Consider the following 17,674-nt stretch of genomic DNA (forward strand, 5'->3'; position numbering starts at 1 on the left):
GTTGGCACCCACAATAGTCCACCAGGAAAAGCCCAACGAACTCGAACTCGCCGACAAAATCTTGCGGAGCGAGGATCGAGATCATGTCGTCCAGACTACACTCCAAACAAACGAGCAAGTTATAGCTCGAGTCACGGATGGCATCTACCGCCAGCCGGCATCTGCACTGAGGGAACTAATCTCCAACGCGTACGACGCAGATGCGAGCCGGGTGGTGATAAAGACGGACGTTCCGCGTTTTGAGCGCATTACAATTGAAGACGATGGGGCCGGAATGTCACCGCAGGTCTTGGCGCACCTGCTGTTCAATATAGGAGGCAGTGCAAAACGAAATGACCGCGGAGAAGGTCTGGGCATTACGTCACCAAAGGATCCCTTCCGGAGCCCAAAGGGTCGACGGCTTATCGGAAAAATCGGCATTGGGCTCTTTTCGGTTTCGCAACTTACCCACTCTTTCCAAATCATAACCAAGACAAAAGGTGATGATCATCGCACAGTCGCAACCGTCGTATTGAGACAGTTTTCCGATTCTGAAGTCGCGCCTTCACACGGGGAAGGGCGGTTTGAATCCGGCAAGGTGACCATCTGGCGAGAGAAGGCGACGGATAGAGACAAGCATGGCACTACCATTGTTCTAAATTCTATCCGGCCACAAGCACGCGACACCCTGCGCAGTCGGGACATCTGGGACGCCATAGAACACAATGAGGAAACCACGACAGGGGAGGAAAGGCAGGCGATCGAACCTCCACAATTTCATGTCGGGCGAGTTGATAAGTCTGGCAAATCGTTCAGGCCGATCGGCGATAAATACTCCTCGCTTCCTTGGGACAAATCAGATCGGCCAGAAGCGGCGTTTCAGAAGCTTGTAGATTGCGTTTGGCAACAGATCGAGCAAGCAAATCCGAATCCAAAGCTAGACAGAATCTTTGACTATTACCTTCGGATGATTTGGCAGCTCGCGTTGGCGATACCGCTGCCATATGTTGACGGACATCTGTTCGACATGCCCACCTCGGGCTGGGCCAGTACCTTTGAGCTATCCAACAAGCCCAAGGGCTCAGCGACGCCCATTGAGGGCAAAAACCAATCTTCCATTCGAGAGATTGTTGGCCTTAGCGATCCAGAGGGACAAGGCGACAAATTCGAGGTCTTCATAGATGATCTGAAGCTTGCACGACCCATTAAATTTAGGAATCTTCCTACGACATCCCACGCGCTCAAACGTCCTCTCGTATTCATTGGAAAATGTGACGAGGCGTTCTCTAAAATAAAGCCAGAGCTCAGCGGTGGCAGGCTTGCGTTCGAGGCCTATTTGTTCTGGTCTCCCAAGATTGCCCCTACTGAGCACCAGGGCTCGCTAGTCCGAATTCACGGCGCAAGTGGGACGCTGTTCGACCCAACATTCATGCGGTACCAAGTCTCCGAGCAGACTCGCCTTCGGCAGACCACGTGCGAAATCTTCGTTAGCGAAGGATTGGACAGCGCCTTGAACATTGATAGGGAATCTTTCAACAATGCGCATCCCCACGTCGTCTATCTGACGCGATGGCTGCACGGGGCATTGAGGCAGCTTGCCACCGTGCAGAAGAAAGCTTCGAGCGAAGTCCGCTCGGAGTCACGCGAACAAGTAAGAGGATCTCGCGTTGGCGCCATCCAACAAATAGCTTCTCAGGTGTGGGCAGATCAATCAAGCGACCCCGCCTCATCTCCACCCTCTGTTGAAATTGTCGATAGCGAGAAATCCGCACCTCGAAAGTCTGATGCGTATGTGTATAGACGCTCATCCGTTACGAAAGGCCACATCCAACCGAGGACTCCGAAGGAGAAAACGCGCGCAGCCATTATCGAGGAGAAATTAAAGGCGATTACGCAAGTCCTCGCCTCGTTCGGCTTGATCGACCAACTGACCAAAAGAGATCAGGAAGTTCTACTCAGAGCAATACACTCAATTCTAGAAGAGCGCGAGGAATGAAAGTCCAAGGAGCGAACAGCTCAACCGAGCCTGATGACACCGAGAGCCTAGCTAGCGATCTTGTTTCCATAGACGACTACAGCTTTGCATTACCCAAAAAGAGGGAATTTTTGCCCTGGCACAAGCCGCGAAAGCAGTACGTTCGAAGCGAACAGTGGCGCCATTATATCGGCGAACTCGCCGATGAGATTGCTGCTGCTGGAGGAACACTGACGTACTTCGGGCTTCCCGGAGACGATCTACTCGATATCAGATTCTTTGGCTCCGCAGTTTGCGAGCCGCGCTCCTTAAGGCTGCGCTTCTTAGGTTTCAATAACAGCGCTGATGCGCAAAGCGACGACCAAACCGATCTAAACATCTCGTTGGACGAAGTCAGCAAATCGGCTTCGTACGATCCTCAATCTGAGATCGTCCCTCACGATATCCGTGAAGTAGTGGATGATCACTCAATCGCTTGGCGCAAAACGTTTGAGATTGGACCGTACGATGTGATTAATCTTGACCTGTGCGACGGATTTGGAGCACAGCCGCCCGGAAAATTTGACCACACTTACTACAACATGGTCAGCAAACTACTGTCGGTTCAAGCGCGGAGGAAAACTCCATGGTTGCTGCTACTGACAACTAGGGTCGGCAAAGCTCACGTTCATTTCGAAACGTTGGATCGTCTATCCGAGCTGTATAAGACCAATCTAGCTGATTGCATTCGCTTTCGGGAATTCTCGTCTAAAAAATATAACATAAGCGACGCTTCATCGTTGCAGAAAGCAAAGCGGCAGGACAAGGGCATTCAACCAGTGTTTCTGGTTGGCCTTTGCAAGTGGTTGCTCCGTCTCTCATCGTCTCAAAACCCTCCCTCGATAATGGACGTCAAGAATGTACTCGGATATCGAGTCAAGGGCGGCGTAGAGATCGAAGACATGGTTTCGATTGCCATAAGATTTAATCCTACGCATGGCCCCACAAAGGACCCAAGCAACCTTGCTGGGATACAGCCAACGCAAATCGACGAATGTGCGCTGGCCACAAATGCCCTAAAAAGGGTAGGAAATTTACTTGATGTTGATGCCTATTTAGGGTCTCAGCACGAGATCAGAAATGAGATGGTCAATGCGATGTGCCAGCTCCTTGACGCCGCGCGGTATGACATTGCGGAATATCGAAAGCTCTTCGCCTGAACGACTCAGCCGCACGAAACACCGCCGAGCGAAGCGCTCGATCCGCTGAACCGACTGGCACACCAAGGTGCCGATCTGGTGACAAGCGTTCTGAGGTGAGGGTCGCCTCCCTCACCTCGGCCCCACCCGCATCGCCTCTGGCAGCGTCTCCGGCAGCCTGCCCAGCCCCTGCAGCGCCGCCTGCATGGCGACGATGTAGCCATACGGCCCGAGCCCCGCGATCACGCCCTTGACCGCCGCCGAGAGTTTCGAATGCCGGTGCAGTTCGTCTCTCGCGTGGATGTTGGAAATGTGGACCTCGTAGATCGGCCCTTCGAAAATCTTCAGCGCGTCGTACATCGCGATCGAGGTGAAGGAATAGGCGGCGGGATTGATGATGAGTGCGTCGGCGTCGTTGCGCGCCGACTGGATGAGGTCGACGAGGACGCCTTCGTGGTTCGACTGGTGGAAGGCGAGCTGTACGCCGGCAAAGGCGGCGAACTGCGCGCATGAGGCCTTGATCGCATCCAGCGTGGTCGAGCCGTAGATGTGCGGCTCGCGCACGCCGAGCAGATTGAGGTTGGGGCCGTTGATGATCATGATGCGCATGTCGTCCTCCCGGGAATTGGCGGCCAGCCTGACGGCCTTCAACCTAAGCGGCAGCGGGATTCGATCAACAGATTGATGGCGAACGCCGGGTTGTAGGGTAGGCAAAGCGCCTCGTCCCGCCGAAGCTTGACGAGCGAAGGCGGAAGCGTGCCCACCCTACGGGACTGCCCGGTCTTACCCCGCAGTAGCCTTTGAGCGTGTGCAGCATGCCGGCAGCGCGCCCGCGTAAGTGCGTCGCATCCCGCATGACAGCCTGCGCAACCCGGCCTGGTTGATGCTATAATCGCAGCAACACAAGACAACAGGGAAGACGCCACGGAGGACGTCATGTCTCATACCATGGTTCCCAGCGATCGCGTGGAGCACGTCGCCGTTTACGGGTGCGACGGCGCGAGGCTCGGCACGATCGAGCGGCTGATGCTCGACAAGGTGAGCGGAACGGTTGCTTATGCGGTGGTCAGGACCGGCGGGCTGCTCGGCACCCACCATCATCATCCCATCCAGTGGAGCGCGCTCAAGTTCAATCCCGAGCGCCAGGCGTTCGAGACCGGGCTGACGCTGGACGAGCTGCGCTCGAGCCCGTGCGAGTTCGACGGCGACGCCTTCGACTGGGGCGACCGCTCACGATCCTACCCGCACCCGCAATACTGGACGGTGTAGTTGGAGAGTGCGCAAATCGCCTCGTCGCGCCGAAGCTCGACGAGCGAAGGCGGAAGCGTGCCCACCGCTTCCGATCGCAACGACCACGATGGGCATGGGGCTGACGCGCCTTTGCCCGCCCTGCAACTCGGGTGATGGCACTGCGAGCTCCGCCCACCTCTCCCGGAGGGAGAGGTCGATTTGTGCCGGCGATGCGAAGCATCGTCCGGCACAAATCGGGTGAGGGATTACGGTCCCTCGAGAGAGCCGGTCCCCCTCACCCCGATTGCATCTGACGATGCAATCCGACCTCTCCCGGAGGGAGAGGTGAGCAGACCGCGGCTCCTTTTGGCGGGGGGCATCGAGGCACAACAACTTTCGCAAATCTGCGCTATGCTCGCCCAGGTAGCATGAGGGAGCAGCACCGGGGGGAGACAGCCATGAAGAACATCGTCATCTGCTGCGACGGGACCGGCAACGAGATCAGCGAGAACATTTCCAACGTCCTCAAGCTCTATCGCTGCATGCGCAAGACGCCGAAAACACAGCCGTTCCAGGCGGTGTTCTACGATCCCGGCGTCGGCACGCTGGCGCGGCCCGATCCCTGGCACAAGCTGCGGCAGGATTTCGTCGCCATCCTCGGGCTCGCCACCGGCTACGGCCTCGATGACAACGTGCTCGCGTCTTACGAATTCCTGGTCCACAACTATGAGGACGGCGATCACATCTATCTGTTCGGCTTTTCCCGCGGCGCCTATGCGGTACGCGTGCTGGCCGGGCTGATCCACAAGGTCGGGCTCATTCGCCCGCAGCAGGTCAATCTCGCGGGCTCCGGGCTCACCGCCTACAAGCAGTTTTCGAGCAACGGGCAGCAGGCCGACCCGAAATCGCTGCTGGAGGCGGCCGATGACGAGGGGCCGCTGCCGACGAGCCGCTACGACCAGGCGGCGCAGTTCGCGCGCATCCTGTCCTCGCGCTGGCCGACCATTCATTTCATCGGCGTGTGGGACACGGTAGCGAGCGTCATCGTGCCGCGGCCTGACCGGCTGTACTGGCCGAGCCTGGAGGAGCTGGCGTTCACGATCGCCAATCCGAGCGTGAGGATCTTCCGCCAGGCGATCTCGATCGACGAGCGCCGCTGCATGTTCCGCCTGAAGAAGTGGGACGAGCCGCAGACTTTCGCGCACAACCGCTTCAACGACGCCAAGGCCGAGCCGCAGGACATCAAGCAGGTCTGGTTCGCCGGCGTGCATGGCGATGTCGGCGGCGGCTATCCCGAAAAGGACAGCGCGCTCTCCAAATATCCGCTGCTCTGGATGATCGACGAGGCGGTGCGATGCGGCCTCACCGTCAACCAGCAGACGGTCAATCAGCTCGCCTGGGGCGTGCAGCGCAAGGGCAGCCCGTTCTCCTACGTCAAGCCTTGCGTCCGCGGCGAAGCGCACAATTCGATGACGGCGGCCTGGCGCATTCTCGAATACCTGCCGAAGAAGGACAAATACAAGGAATGGCCGGAGCGAAAATCGCATTTCGGCTTCTACATTCCGGATGCCGAGCCGCGGCTCATCCCGGAAGGTGCCTTCATCCATGAATCCGTGCTGAGGCGCATGGAAGCGCTGCCGGACTACAAGCCGGTGAACCTGCCACTCAAGTACGAGACGGTGCCGATGCCGGTGGGGCCGGAGTAAGTCTCATCGGGCTCGGCCGTCATGCCCCGCGAAGGCGGGGCATCCAGTAAGCCGAGACCTCTCCGCTTAAGGACGAAAGCCTCTGGAATACTGGATCGCCCGCCTTCGCGGGCGATGACGACCGAGGAACGGCCCAAAAATCGCCTGCGCGCAAAAACTAATTTTGCGAGCCGCATCAAGCAGATTAGCCCGTTCAAGATTTCGCATAAAAAATAAATCGCTTTGCGATCCCCCCAAATCAGCCGCATCTTGCGTGCGTCCCGCCTCGATGAGGGGCGTACGCGTCGTCACGGACGTTGAGCGCGGGATGCGGTGGACGCGAGGGTGCCGAAAGACGAACGGCTTCTTTCGCGGACGGCGAAGTCGTGTGGTCCTGGCGCCCCAAGGCTGGCGCTAAGTTCGCGACGATGCGCAAGCGCATCGCGCTGATGACGGTGACAACAAAGTCTGGTTCACCGGGGAGAGCGCGGAGTAAGCCGTAAACCACTGCGCAGGGAAGGCCGGTGTGAACCCGCCTTACCTGTGGTTGCTCCCGTGTGCATTTCTTTAGCGCATCTGCCGCACACGGGACCATGGGTGCGGCGGACACCCGGCCTTCCCTGCGCCCTCTGCTATCGAGAGGGACGATGGTTGTCGCAAAACTCGGGCGAAAGTCGCCGCGAGAACGCGGACGCATGTCTCTCGCTCGTCATTGCGAGGAGCGTAAGCGACGAAGCAATCCAGAGTCGCACGCGTGGCTCTGGATTGCTTCGCTTCGCTCGCAATGACGGTACGCGCTGTTTGAAAATCGAATCGGAAAACAACCCCTGTCGTCCCGGCCGAGCCAACGGGTCCGCGCAAAGCGCGGCCCGATGACAGGCTCCGCGCGAGCCGGGACCCATAACCACAGGACATCGTTTGGACGAAGGTTCTCGTCGACCAGATGAGTCCCACGCAGAGATTCCGCGGTATGGGTCCTGGCTTTCGCCAGGACGACCAAGTGGGGTTATGCCGTCATTCCGGGTTCGATGCTGGCGCATCGCCCTGGAATGACACCCACACGACGCCACCCTCACACAGGCTCCGCCCGCACGATCATCACGCCGCCCTGCCCATCCCCGCATCGAGATGCTTCAGCCGCGGCAACACCTCCTCCTTCAAGAGGCGCAGCGAGTTGTGCCAGGCTTCGCTCTTGTGCTTGTAGTCGAAGCCGAACACAAGCAGCACGCCGAAGCCGCCGACCTCGTGCCAGATCTGCTCGATCTTCTCGGTCACGGTCGCGGGCGAGCCGATGACCCAGTTGTGGCGCGCGCAATACTCGACATTGACGTCGCTATCGGGCACGTCGGGCCCGGCTTTCAAATAATCCTTGAAGCCGAAATGGCCGAGCAGCGGCAGGAAATATTCGCTCATCATTCGGCCCATCATGTCGCCGACCGATAGCCGCCACGCTTCCTCGTCGGTGTCGGCGACGAACACCTCGCGCACCAGCCGCCAATCGCGCCGGCTCGGCTTGCGCCCGCTCTTCGCCGCGCCTGCTTCCACCGAGTCCCAGTGGCTGCCGACATAGGCCGGGTTGAGGTTGAGGCTCATCGGAATGAAGCCGCGCTCGCCCGCGAGCTTCAGCGTATCCGACCCCTTGGAGAGGCCGGCGACGCCGATCGGCGGATGCGGCGCTTGCAGCGGCTTGAGGTGAGGCTTGAGGAAATCGAACATCACGTCCGGCTTGCTCACGGTCCAATACTTGCCCTGATGCGTGAAGGGCGCGGGCTCGGTCCACAGCCGCAAGATGATCTCGAGCGCCTCGCGCGTCATCTCGCGATTCTGCCCGCTCATGCCGTCGACATTGAACATCGCCCAGTCGCTCGGCAGGCCGGAGGCCGCGACGCCGAAATTCAGGCGGCCCTCGGAAAGATGGTCGAGCATGGCGACGCGGTTCGCGAGCTCGGCGGGATGGTGATAGGGCAGCAGAAAGCCGCCGGGGCCGAGGCGCAAATGCTTGGTCTGGCGAAGGCCTTCGACGACCAGAAGGTCCGGCGCGGGATCGGGCTCCCAGGGTGCGGTGTGATGCTCGCCGATCCAGGCCTCCTGGTAGCCGAGCTCGTCCAGCCAGCGCAGCACCTGCAGGTCGAAGTCGTGCCCCTCTTTCAAGCCGCACTCCGGCGGATGCGACGGCATCGCGAAATATCCGAGTTCCATGGGCGTGTCCTCATATGTGTTTTCTACGCGCAGGCGTCGGCGCCCGTGCTTATGGTTGAGTATAGGAAGTACCTCCCTCGGTTGCGGCGGAATCATGGCCCGGCGGCTTCACCTCTGCATGCGCCAGACGTGAGCCTGGGACACAAGGGCGCGAGGGGGCACGTGCGGCGCAAAAGGCGGGCGCTTCCGGCACGGTTGTTGCATTTCCAAAAAGCAGCAACGGGAGCCAGTGCTGATGACCAAACTATTGCGCCGCGAATTTTTATTGGGCCTTGGAGCCGGAATGATTGCCGCACCGGCGGTTCTGCGCGCGGAAGGCGCGCCGATCGTGATCCGCGCCGGCGCATTGAAGCTGATCCATTCGATCGCGCCCTATTTCTACGAGCAGTTCGTGCCGGCCGGCACCAAGGTCGAGGTCACCCCGTTCGAGACGCCGGCCGAATGCAAGAACGCGGTGGTGACCAGATCGGTCGATTTCGGCGCCTTCGGCATTGCAGCGGCGATTTTGGGTGCCGCGGCCGGCGAGCCGGTCGTGGTGATCGCCTCCACCTGCAACCGCGGCATGGCGATCATCGCCAAGAAGGATTCCGGCATCAACACGCTGAAGGATCTGAAGGGCAAGCGGGTGGCGGTATTCCCTGGCACGACGCAGGAGGTGTTTTTCCTGGAGCGGCTGAGGATGGAGGGCATGAGCATCAGGGACGTCGAGCCGGTGCGCGTCTCCTTCAGCGAGATGCATATCTCGCTCGCGCGCGGCGACATCGATGCCTATGTCGGCGCCGAACCGGGCCCCGGCGTGTCGCTCTCCACCGGCGTCGGGCAACTGGTCGAATATCCCTATTCGACGCCGATGGGCTCGCTCAACATGGTGTTCGGCACCCATCGCGATCTCATCACCGAAAAGCCGGAGCTAGTGCGCGTCATGCTCGGCATTCACCAGCGCGCGACCGATTATGCCGCGACCAACAAGGATGCGATGGTGGCGATGGCGAGCGCGAAGCTGGGGCAGAAGAAGGAGGCGATCGAGGCCTCGGTGGGGAATGTGGAATTGACCTGGAAGCTGGGGCCGCAGGAGATCGAGGAATCCAGGATCTATGCCGAGCACATGCTGGCGCTGAAGCAGATCAAGCGCATCCCGGACTTCTCAAGCTTCATCGACACCAGCTTTGTCGATGCGATGAAGCCGACCTGAGCGGTCCGCATGCTGGCACCCTCGACCGAGAACACCGCAGCGCAGGAACGGCCGGCCGCGATGCCGCCGGTTATCCGCCGAAGTTTCAGCGAAGGCACATGGCCGCGGCTGCGGCCGGTGCTGCTGGCGATGGGCTTTCCGCTGCTGCTGCTCGCGCTCTGGCATTTTGCCACCGCGGGCCGGCCGGCGAGCCTGATCCCGCCGCCCCACGACGTGTGGCTGGAATTGCAGGATCTCGCCTTCGGCGGCATCAACGACGATGCCTATAGCCGCACCCTGCACATTCATCTGCTCGCGTCGATGAGTCGGGTCTATGGCGGCTTTGCACTGGCGCTGATCGTGGCGCTGCCCCTGGGCATGCTGATCGGGCGGGTGCCGCTGATCCGCCAATCGGTCGACCCGACCATCCAGATCTTGCGGCCGATTCCCGTCACCGCCTGGCTGCCGCTGTCGATGATCATCTTCGGCTTAGGTCCGCGCTCGGCCTTCTTCCTGGTGTTCTTGGGCGCCTTCTTTCCCGTCCTGGTCAACACCATCTTCGGCGTCCGCTCGGTCGAGCCGCGGCTGTTCGAGGCGGGCAGCATGCTCGGCTGCACCGGCTCGGCACAGTTCTTTCGCGTGGTGCTGCCGGCGGCACTGCCCTCGATCTTCACCGGCATGCGGCTGGGACTTGGCTTTGCCTGGGTCGTGATCGTGGTCGGCGAGATGACCGGCGTGCAGACGGGACTGGGGGCGATCATCATGGAGGCGCGGCAGCTCTCGCGCACCGAGATCGTGATCGCCGGCATGATCGTGATCGGCGCGTTCGGCTTTCTTTCGGATCAATTGGTGATGCTGATCGGGCGGCGTCTGCTGAAATGGAGCCCGGCGCATGGCTGAGATTCCCATTCTCGAGATGCGCAATGTCGGCAAGACCTATGCGCAGAACGGTCGGCCAATCGAGGCGCTGCGCGGCGCCAATTTGAGCGTAAAGAAGGGCGAGTTCATCTGCCTGATCGGCGCCTCCGGCTGCGGCAAGTCCACGATGCTGCGCCTTGCCGCCGGCTTCGAGATGCCCACCGTCGGCGAGAGCCTGATGTGGGGCGTGCCGATCACGGGTCCGGGCCCCAGCCGCGGCATGGTGTTCCAGGATTACGGGCTGTTTCCGTGGCTCACCGTGCGCGACAATGTCGGCTTCGGGCCGAAGTCGCGCGGGCGAGGCAGGCGGGAGATCAACGAGACCGCCGAGCGCTTTATCGAGCTCGTCGGCCTGCAGAATTTTGCCGACGTCTATCCGCACCAGCTTTCCGGCGGCATGAAGCAGCGCGTGGCGATCGCCCGCGTGCTCGCCAATGATGCGGAGATTGTACTGATGGACGAGCCGTTCGGCGCGCTGGACGCGATGACACGGGAGCGGCTGCAGGATGAACTGGTGGAGATCTGGTCGCGCACCGGGCTCACGGTGCTGTTCGTCACCCACGCGATCGAGGAAGCGATCTTCCTCGCCGACCGCGTGGTGGTGATGTCGCCGGGGCCGGGACGGATCGACAGCGAATACGTCATCGATCTGAAGCGGCCGCGCGACATCGCGAGCGGCGAGTTCAACGACTGGCGGCGGCTGCTGGCATCAAAGCTGCACAGCCATCACGCACGCAAGGCGGGCTGAGGGACGCTGTTCATGCCGCCTTTCGCAAGCGTTTACCGGCCGCCAGGGCTTCCGACAGCACTTCGCCCGCCCGCACCTCTTCGCGGCCGGTCAGATAGCCCGCGGCAAACGCCTTGCGCGCCGCGCCATTGGCCCGCGCGAGATCGCGGACTAGGAAGGCATGCACCCGCATGTCGTTGAGGTCGCCAAGCGCGCTCTGCAGGTTTTTCAGTGCACGGTCCACCTTGCGGCCGCGGCGATCCGGATCGAGGCTCGCGAAAAACTCCCGGCCGTACCGAACCTTCTTCACGGCGATGCGCAGCTTATGGAGCCGGCGCGCATCGAGCCTCTTGAGCTTGCGCACGCGTTTCACGACCTTGCGCATCCGCCGCCCCAGTTTCTCCTGCGCAAACCCGCGCGCCGGGCGCTCGCGCAAGGCGCGCAGCAGCGGATCGTCGCCGTTGCGCCATTCGCCGTCGAGCAGCCAGAGCACGCAGTCGAGCAGGAGGCGGCGGAAGCGCTCATTGTCCACGGCGGCGCGGGCGCGCGAAAAAGCACCGTCGCGCTCTCGTTCCAGATGATGCGCGAGGGCCTCGAACACACCAGTATCCGGATGATGGACGAGATAGGGCTTCACGATCCCAGAAAGGAATACGTCATAGTCGCGCGCCGGTCCGAGCTGTCGGGTAAGCCATTTCAGCTCGCGCTTGAGGCGTTCCGTGTCCGCGCCCCGCAACATGTTCTTGAACAGCGACAGCGCCGTCTGCAACCGCCGCAGGCCGACGCGCATCTGGTGAACACCCTCGGCTTCGCCGCTGCGCACCGCGGCCTCGTTGCTGGCGAGATGGCGCAGACAGGCGTAGCCGATGATGACAAAGGCGTCCGCGGCCGTGGAGGCAGGTGCAATCGTGGCAGGACGAGCAGCAAACACCGGCGCATCGAGCGCGTGATCAAGCAGCGCGTAGCCCAGCTCCGATTTGGCACGCGGACCAAAGGTAACGGGCACGTGCTCCGCGAGGCGCCTTGCCAAGCGCGCTGCATCGTGGCGTTCGCCCTGTTTCAGCTCGATCTCGATCTCGGCGATGTCGACGCTGCTATCGGCCGTTCCGACGCGGCCTCGATCGAGCGCGAGTTCGATCTCGCTGTCGCCAAACTGAAGCGGCATCACCACGCGCTCGACGCGCGTCTCAAACACGGGCTTCAGTTGCTGCCTGACCTCGTCCGTCAAGAGCGGCGCGAGCGCGGTGCTTGCGGCAAGTTCCAGTTTCGGACGGTCGCGATCGATCTCGGTTTCCCATTCCGAACGCGCCAGCGGCAGGTCGGAGGCCGCCTTGATGGTCTGCAACCGTCGTTCACCGTTCTTGCGCACACGCAAGGAGACGCCGTGCGCGCGCAGCGCACGGTCATCGGTGTCAAAATAAACCGAAGTCAGGTCCTGTTTGCTGACCTTCTCGCCCGCCATCTTCCTCAGCCAAGGCAGCGCCAGCGCCTTGCGCAAGCCGCTTCGAGAGGTTGCAAGCTTAAGTTCAACTTCGGCGCCCACGGTCCTTGCTCCAGCCAGTCTTCACATACGCTAAAGGAGTTCCGCGGCAGCTTGTTCCGGCTTGCGAACAACGCAGAAGGCTGGTGCGAGGCCGGTTGCCGAAAAAAGGTGGAGCCAGAGAACCGGTTACGCGCGCGCTCGCGCGATGGCGCCGGAAATGATTTGCATGGCGACGCCGAGCGACCAGCCCAACATGATCAGGATTGTCCAGGCGATGTGCGGCTCCTGGCGCAGAATGATGATCGCGACGGAGAAGAACGCAGTGAGCGTCGCCAAAAATGTGCCTGCCGCGCTCAGGAGTTCCGCGGAATCCACCTTGGGCTCGGCCAGCTCATCATCATGGAACGGCAAGGGCGGCGTGTCGATGCCGAGATAGAAGCCGATCGCGCCGACGATCATCATGATGAGCAGAAAGCCCTGCGTGGTCAGAAAACTGATGCTGGAGCCGACATGGGCCGCAACAAAGAGCCCGCAAGCCGCGCCGGCCAGCGCGAGCCCGCAACGCTCCAGCACGTGAGCAAATCTTCTGAAGCGAGTTTGCATGGTGCCAACCGGCAGTTAGGCCGCCACCTTAGTCCTTTTCCCTGGGGCGCGAAACCCATTGGCAGCTCCGCCCCTTCAGCACGACGGGGGACTGCCTTACCTCGTACCAAAACGCGTGGTGCCAAACAGCTCCTTTTGTTCCGCCGGCGCGGCGCGCCAATAGGGCGGCGGCGCGCTCACATGACCGCCGAGCTCGGCGGCGGCATGCCAGCCCCAGCGTGGGTCGTAGAGCATGCCGCGCGCGAGCGCGACCATGTCGGCTTTGCCGGATGCGACGATCTCCTCCGCCTGCTTGGCTTCGGTGATCAGGCCAACGGCCATAGTGGTGACGCCGGTTTCCGCCTTGATGGCTGCGGCAAGCGGCACCTGATAGCCGGGGCCAAGCGGGATCTTCTGTTTCGGCGATACGCCGCCGGAAGACACGTCGACCCAGTCGACCCCACGCTGCTTCAATTCCTTGACGAGTTCGATGGTCTGGGAGAGATCCCAACCGCCCTCGATCCAATCGGTCGCCGACACCTTGATACCGACGGGCTTTTCGGCCGGCACCGCCGCGCGGATGGCCTCGAACACCTCCAGCGGAAAGCGCATGCGATTTTGCAGCGAGCCACCATACTGGTCGGTGCGCTGGTTGGAGATCGGCGAAAGGAATTGGTGCAACAGGTAGCCGTGGGCACAGTGCAGCTCGACGGCATCGAGTCCGAGACGCATTGCGCGCCTGGCCGCAGCAACAAAGGCCTCGCGCACGCGCGCAAGTCCCGGCAGATCAAGCGCCCGCGGCGCCGCTTCGTCCTGCTTGTGTGGAACGGCAGATGGTCCTTCCGGCTGCCAGCCACCTTGATCCGGCGGGATCAGTTGCCCGCCTTCCCAGGGGCGCTGGCTCGACGCCTTACGCCCGGCATGCGCAAGCTGAATCGCGATCGCGGTGTTGGAATGCTTCCGCACCGAAGCAATGATCGGTGTGAGCGCGGCTTCGCAAGCCTCATTCCAAAGGCCGAGGCAGCCCGGCGTGATACGGCCGATCGCCTCCACTCCAGTGGCCTCGATGCAGAACATCGCCGCACCCGACAGGGCCAGCGAGTTAATATGGGTGAAATGCCAGTCCGTGGCTTCGCCATTGACGGCCGAATATTGGCACATCGGCGCGACCATGATGCGGTTGGGCAGCGACAGACCGCGCAGCTCGATCGGGGAAAACAAGGCGCTCATGCAAGGGAGCTCCGGAACTGGAAGGAAACGGCGTTGGGAGAGATGGCGTTGGAAGAGATTAGGTGGTTGCCGGCGAGATTTCCAACTGCACGGGCCGGTGGGCGGCAATGCGCCCGCGCATGGTCTGCCTCGTTTGCATGCAGGCGCGGTCAGAAGTAGCCCCGGGCCGAGCGCATCGAGGATTCGGTGGCTTTCCTGCGGGCGACAATCACTCCACCATCGTGAACTGCAGCAGCAAGGTGCGCTGAATCAGCGAAAAATTGTCGTCGGAGACCAGAGTCAGGACGGTGTCGCCCTCCGCCGTCACATAGGCATCGATCCCCTCCATATTGTCGATCTCCTCGCCGAGATCGGCCTCGAAGATCGCGGGGCCATCGACCAGCGCACCGGGCATGATCGATGGAAGCGCAATGCGACGAATGCGGATGCCGACACCGGAGATCCAGGAGAATTTCCGCTCCAAGATCAAGAGATCCCCGGACGCCAGCAGCACCGCGTCGCTGATATCGAAATTGGCCGTGCGGCGCACGGAGAACTGCCCAGGTGAAGGTCCGCCAACCAGAAACGCGATCAGATTGCCGTCGCGGTCGAGCCCTCGCTCGGACAGCGCGATCAGAGTGCCCGCTAGCGGCAGCCCGTGGGGCACAACGACAAGCGCTTCGAGTCCCTTATTGTGAGGAAGCTTCTTGACCGCGGGCGGCATTGGCACCAGTTCGCCCCGCGACCGCGTGAAGCCTTCGGAGAAATCGAATCGCAAGACCTGGTTGACGCGCTCGAGGCCGACGTAAGCGAACTGACGATCCAGCGCGAGCGACTCCGAATCGTACCAGCCGCGCGCGGTGATCGGCTTGCCATCCGGCCCCAGTATCGGCGCCGCCTCGACGTCCTTGAGCCCGACCATGGCGCGTCCGGAATAAACAATGCGACCGGTGAACCAACCGCCCCTGTCGCTGAGCGCGATGAACCGCTCGCCCCTGGCATCAAGCCGAATCGCCGACAGTCCGCCAAAGCCCGGAAAGGACGAGGTGAGTACCAATCCGCTGCGATATTCCAGCGAACCAAAACGGATATGCGAATGGTCGCGCGGGTCAAAGGAAGGAATGGGCCGCGCGTTGACCTCGATCGAGACCGGAGCGGTGACGGAATGTTCGTCGATAGCCGCCGATTTCGCCGGCGGTTGCGTCGCGGATTGAGCGCAGGCGATCCCCGGCACCGCGATGGCCGAAAGCCCCGCCGCCGAAACCTGAAGAAAGCGACGGCGAGAGAGGTTTGTGCGCATCAGCTCACGAATGCAGCCGACGCCGCTGCCCGTTCCCGCTCGGTTTGACCGGTGCCGCGTGGGTCTCGCTGAAGAGCTCGGCGAGCTTTTCGGTGATGGCACCGCCGAGCTCCTCGGCATCGACGATGGTGACCGCGCGGCGATAATAGCGGGTCACGTCGTGGCCGATGCCGATTGCGATCAATTCGACCGGAGAACGCGTCTCGATCTCTTCGATAATATGGCGCAGATGCCGCTCGAGATAATTGCCGGGATTGACCGACAGTGTGGAATCGTCGACCGGCGCGCCGTCGGAGATCATCATCAGGATCTTGCGCTGTTCGGGCCGGGCAAGCAGCCGCTTGTGCGCCCAATCAAGTGCTTCGCCGTCGATGTTCTCCTTCAACAGCCCCTCGCGCATCATCAGGCCGAGATTCTTGCGCGAGCGTCGCCACGGCGCATCCGCTGCCTTGTAGATGATATGGCGCAGATCGTTCAGCCGGCCCGGATTGGGCGGCTTGCCGGCGGCGAGCCAGGCCTCGCGTGACTGCCCGCCCTTCCAGGCACGGGTGGTGAAGCCCAGGATTTCGACCTTGACGCCGCAGCGCTCCAGCGTGCGGGCGAGAATATCGGCGCACGTCGCCGCCACCGTGATCGGGCGGCCGCGCATCGAACCGGAATTGTCGAGCAGCAGCGTCACCACCGTGTCGCGGAAGGTCGCCTCCTTCTCGCGCATGAAGGACAGCGGGTGATAGGGATCGACGACCACGCGCGACAGCCGCGCCGGATCCAAAATGCCTTCCTCGAGGTCGAACTCCCAGGCGCGGTTCTGCTGCGCCATCAGTCGCCGCTGCAGGCGATTGGCAAGCCGCGCCACGATGCCTTGCAAATGCGCGAGCTGCTTGTCGAGGTAGGAGCGCAGGCGCTCCAGCTCATCATGGTCGCAGAGGTCCTCAGCCGCGATCACCTCGTCGAATTTCGGCGCGAAGGCATGATATTCGGGCCCCCGCGGCTCGTTGGCGCCGCGGAAATTGGGCCGCGTCGCTTCGCCCGGCGTTTCGTCATCGCCGAGTTCGCTATCGTCGAAAGTATCGCTGGTGGAGGCCTGTGCGCTCTCCATCGCGCTTTCCGACATTTCCTCTGTGGTCGCCTGAGCCTGATCGGCGCTCATTTCCTGGGCCGCATCACTATCCGGCGAACCCTCAGCGCCGGACTGCTCGCTTTCGCCCTCGCGGTTGTCGTCCTGGTTCTCGTCCTCGTCGGCCTCGGCATTGCGCTCATCCCCGAGATCGAGTGCCGACAACAGATCATGCACGAGGTCGCCGAACTTCGCCTGATCCTCGGTGAAACGGCTGAGCTGATCGAGCCGCTTGCCGATCCTGTCCTCCAGGATCGGACGCCAGAGATCGACCATCTTTTTCGCAGCCGCGGGCGGCGGAAGGCCGGTCAGGCGTTCCCGCACCATCATGGCAAGCGCATCCGACAGCGGGGCATCCGCGCGGTCCGTGATCTCGTCGAACTTGCCGCGATGAAAGTGATCGTCGAGCATCGCCGTGAGATTCTTGGCGACGCCGGCCATCCGCCGCGCACCGATCGCTTCCACCCGCGCCTGCTCCACCGCCTCGAACACGCCGCGCGCCTGCGGATTGCCCGGCATCAGCCGGCGGTGCACCTTGGGATCGTGACAGGCGAGTTTCAGCGCAATCGAATCGGCATGACCGCGCACGATCGACGCATCCCGCCGCGTCATCTTGCGCGCGGGCTCGGGCAACCGCGCCTTGCCCGGTGCGAGCCCGGGCCGCTCGGCCGCAAAGCTCACATCGAGCTCGGGCGTTTTTGCAATTGCGCGCAGGCAGGCGGTCACCGCGCGCTTGAAAGGCTCGGTTGGTGCTTCCTTCGTTCCGGGGCGGAATTTGATGTTGGAGGTTGTCATCGTTATCCAGCTCGTCGTCCCCGCGAAAGCGGGGACCCATAACCACCGGCAGTCGTTGCCACCCGAGAAACCAGCAGTATCGCCCTACTGAACGATTCCGCGGCATCGGCCCCCGCGTTCGCCGGG

The 17,674-nt window shown here is 61.9% G+C and carries 14 protein-coding genes; 7 read left to right on the forward strand and 7 right to left on the reverse strand.

Features of this window, described 5'->3' with window-relative positions; translation table 11 throughout:
- The first annotated feature begins 1 nt into the window (after position 1).
- A complete protein-coding gene (locus P6U23_RS38495; protein ID WP_407177482.1) occupies positions 2–1,975 on the forward strand; it encodes an ATP-binding protein in 1,974 nt (657 codons plus the stop codon).
- On the forward strand, positions 1,972–3,153 hold the full coding sequence (locus P6U23_RS38500; RefSeq protein WP_407177483.1) for a PP_RS20740 family protein: 1,182 nt from the start codon (positions 1,972–1,974) through the stop codon (positions 3,151–3,153). Before P6U23_RS38495 ends, P6U23_RS38500 begins: the two co-directional genes overlap by 4 nt.
- A gap of 111 nt (positions 3,154–3,264) precedes the next feature.
- Here the strand turns inward: P6U23_RS38500 and P6U23_RS38505 are convergent, their stop codons facing one another.
- A complete protein-coding gene (locus P6U23_RS38505; protein WP_407177484.1) occupies positions 3,265–3,741 on the reverse strand; it encodes a type II 3-dehydroquinate dehydratase in 477 nt (158 codons plus the stop codon).
- Positions 3,742–4,068: 327 nt separating this feature from the next.
- Here P6U23_RS38505 and P6U23_RS38510 point away from each other — a divergent pair, with 327 nt between their 5' ends.
- Positions 4,069–4,401, forward strand: a complete 333-nt coding sequence (locus P6U23_RS38510) for a PRC-barrel domain-containing protein (protein WP_407177485.1) — start codon at positions 4,069–4,071, stop codon at positions 4,399–4,401.
- 419 nt (positions 4,402–4,820) lie between these two features.
- Complete coding sequence (locus tag P6U23_RS38515; RefSeq protein ID WP_407177486.1) at positions 4,821–6,068, forward strand: DUF2235 domain-containing protein; 1,248 nt, start codon at positions 4,821–4,823, stop codon at positions 6,066–6,068.
- A 1,077-nt stretch (positions 6,069–7,145) separates the two neighbouring features.
- On the opposite strand, the gene P6U23_RS38520 is transcribed toward P6U23_RS38515, so the two are convergent.
- Positions 7,146–8,246 carry an LLM class flavin-dependent oxidoreductase gene (locus tag P6U23_RS38520; protein ID WP_407177487.1) on the reverse strand — a complete coding sequence of 367 codons (1,101 nt, stop codon included), beginning with the start codon at positions 8,244–8,246 and terminating at the stop codon, positions 7,146–7,148.
- Between the two features lie 235 nt (positions 8,247–8,481).
- On the opposite strand from P6U23_RS38520, the gene P6U23_RS38525 reads away from it, so the two are divergent.
- The 3 genes from P6U23_RS38525 to P6U23_RS38535 are packed head-to-tail and all read left to right on the forward strand — an operon-like array spanning position 8,482 to position 11,083.
- A complete protein-coding gene (locus P6U23_RS38525; protein WP_407177488.1) occupies positions 8,482–9,438 on the forward strand; it encodes an ABC transporter substrate-binding protein in 957 nt (318 codons plus the stop codon).
- 60 nt (positions 9,439–9,498) lie between these two features.
- Complete coding sequence (locus tag P6U23_RS38530; protein ID WP_407181723.1) at positions 9,499–10,317, forward strand: ABC transporter permease; 819 nt, start codon at positions 9,499–9,501, stop codon at positions 10,315–10,317.
- Positions 10,310–11,083 carry an ABC transporter ATP-binding protein gene (locus P6U23_RS38535; RefSeq protein WP_407177489.1) on the forward strand — a complete coding sequence of 258 codons (774 nt, stop codon included), beginning with the start codon at positions 10,310–10,312 and terminating at the stop codon, positions 11,081–11,083. Before P6U23_RS38530 ends, P6U23_RS38535 begins: the two co-directional genes overlap by 8 nt.
- A 10-nt stretch (positions 11,084–11,093) precedes the next feature.
- On the opposite strand, the gene P6U23_RS38540 is transcribed toward P6U23_RS38535, so the two are convergent.
- The 5 genes from P6U23_RS38540 to cobT all read right to left on the reverse strand — a co-directional run bounded on the left by P6U23_RS38540 (position 11,094) and on the right by cobT (position 17,548).
- Positions 11,094–12,605 (reverse strand): CHAD domain-containing protein, encoded by a 1,512-nt coding sequence (locus P6U23_RS38540; RefSeq protein ID WP_407177490.1) that lies wholly within the window; start codon positions 12,603–12,605, stop codon positions 11,094–11,096.
- A 126-nt stretch (positions 12,606–12,731) separates the two neighbouring features.
- Positions 12,732–13,148, reverse strand: a complete 417-nt coding sequence (locus P6U23_RS38545; RefSeq protein ID WP_407177491.1) for a hypothetical protein — start codon at positions 13,146–13,148, stop codon at positions 12,732–12,734.
- 96 nt (positions 13,149–13,244) lie between these two features.
- The gene (locus P6U23_RS38550) at positions 13,245–14,357 is read right to left on the reverse strand and encodes an NADH:flavin oxidoreductase/NADH oxidase (protein WP_407177492.1); all 1,113 of its coding nucleotides are present in this window, start codon (positions 14,355–14,357) and stop codon (positions 13,245–13,247) included.
- Positions 14,358–14,565: 208 nt separating this feature from the next.
- Positions 14,566–15,636, reverse strand: a complete 1,071-nt coding sequence (locus P6U23_RS38555; protein ID WP_407177493.1) for an esterase-like activity of phytase family protein — start codon at positions 15,634–15,636, stop codon at positions 14,566–14,568.
- Positions 15,637–15,640: 4 nt separating this feature from the next.
- A complete protein-coding gene (gene cobT / locus P6U23_RS38560; RefSeq protein WP_407177494.1) occupies positions 15,641–17,548 on the reverse strand; it encodes a cobaltochelatase subunit CobT in 1,908 nt (635 codons plus the stop codon).
- Positions 17,549–17,674: the final 126 nt, after the last annotated feature.

The organism is Bradyrhizobium sp. STM 3562 (assembly GCF_045571435.1).
Taxonomy (GTDB): domain Bacteria; phylum Pseudomonadota; class Alphaproteobacteria; order Rhizobiales; family Xanthobacteraceae; genus Bradyrhizobium.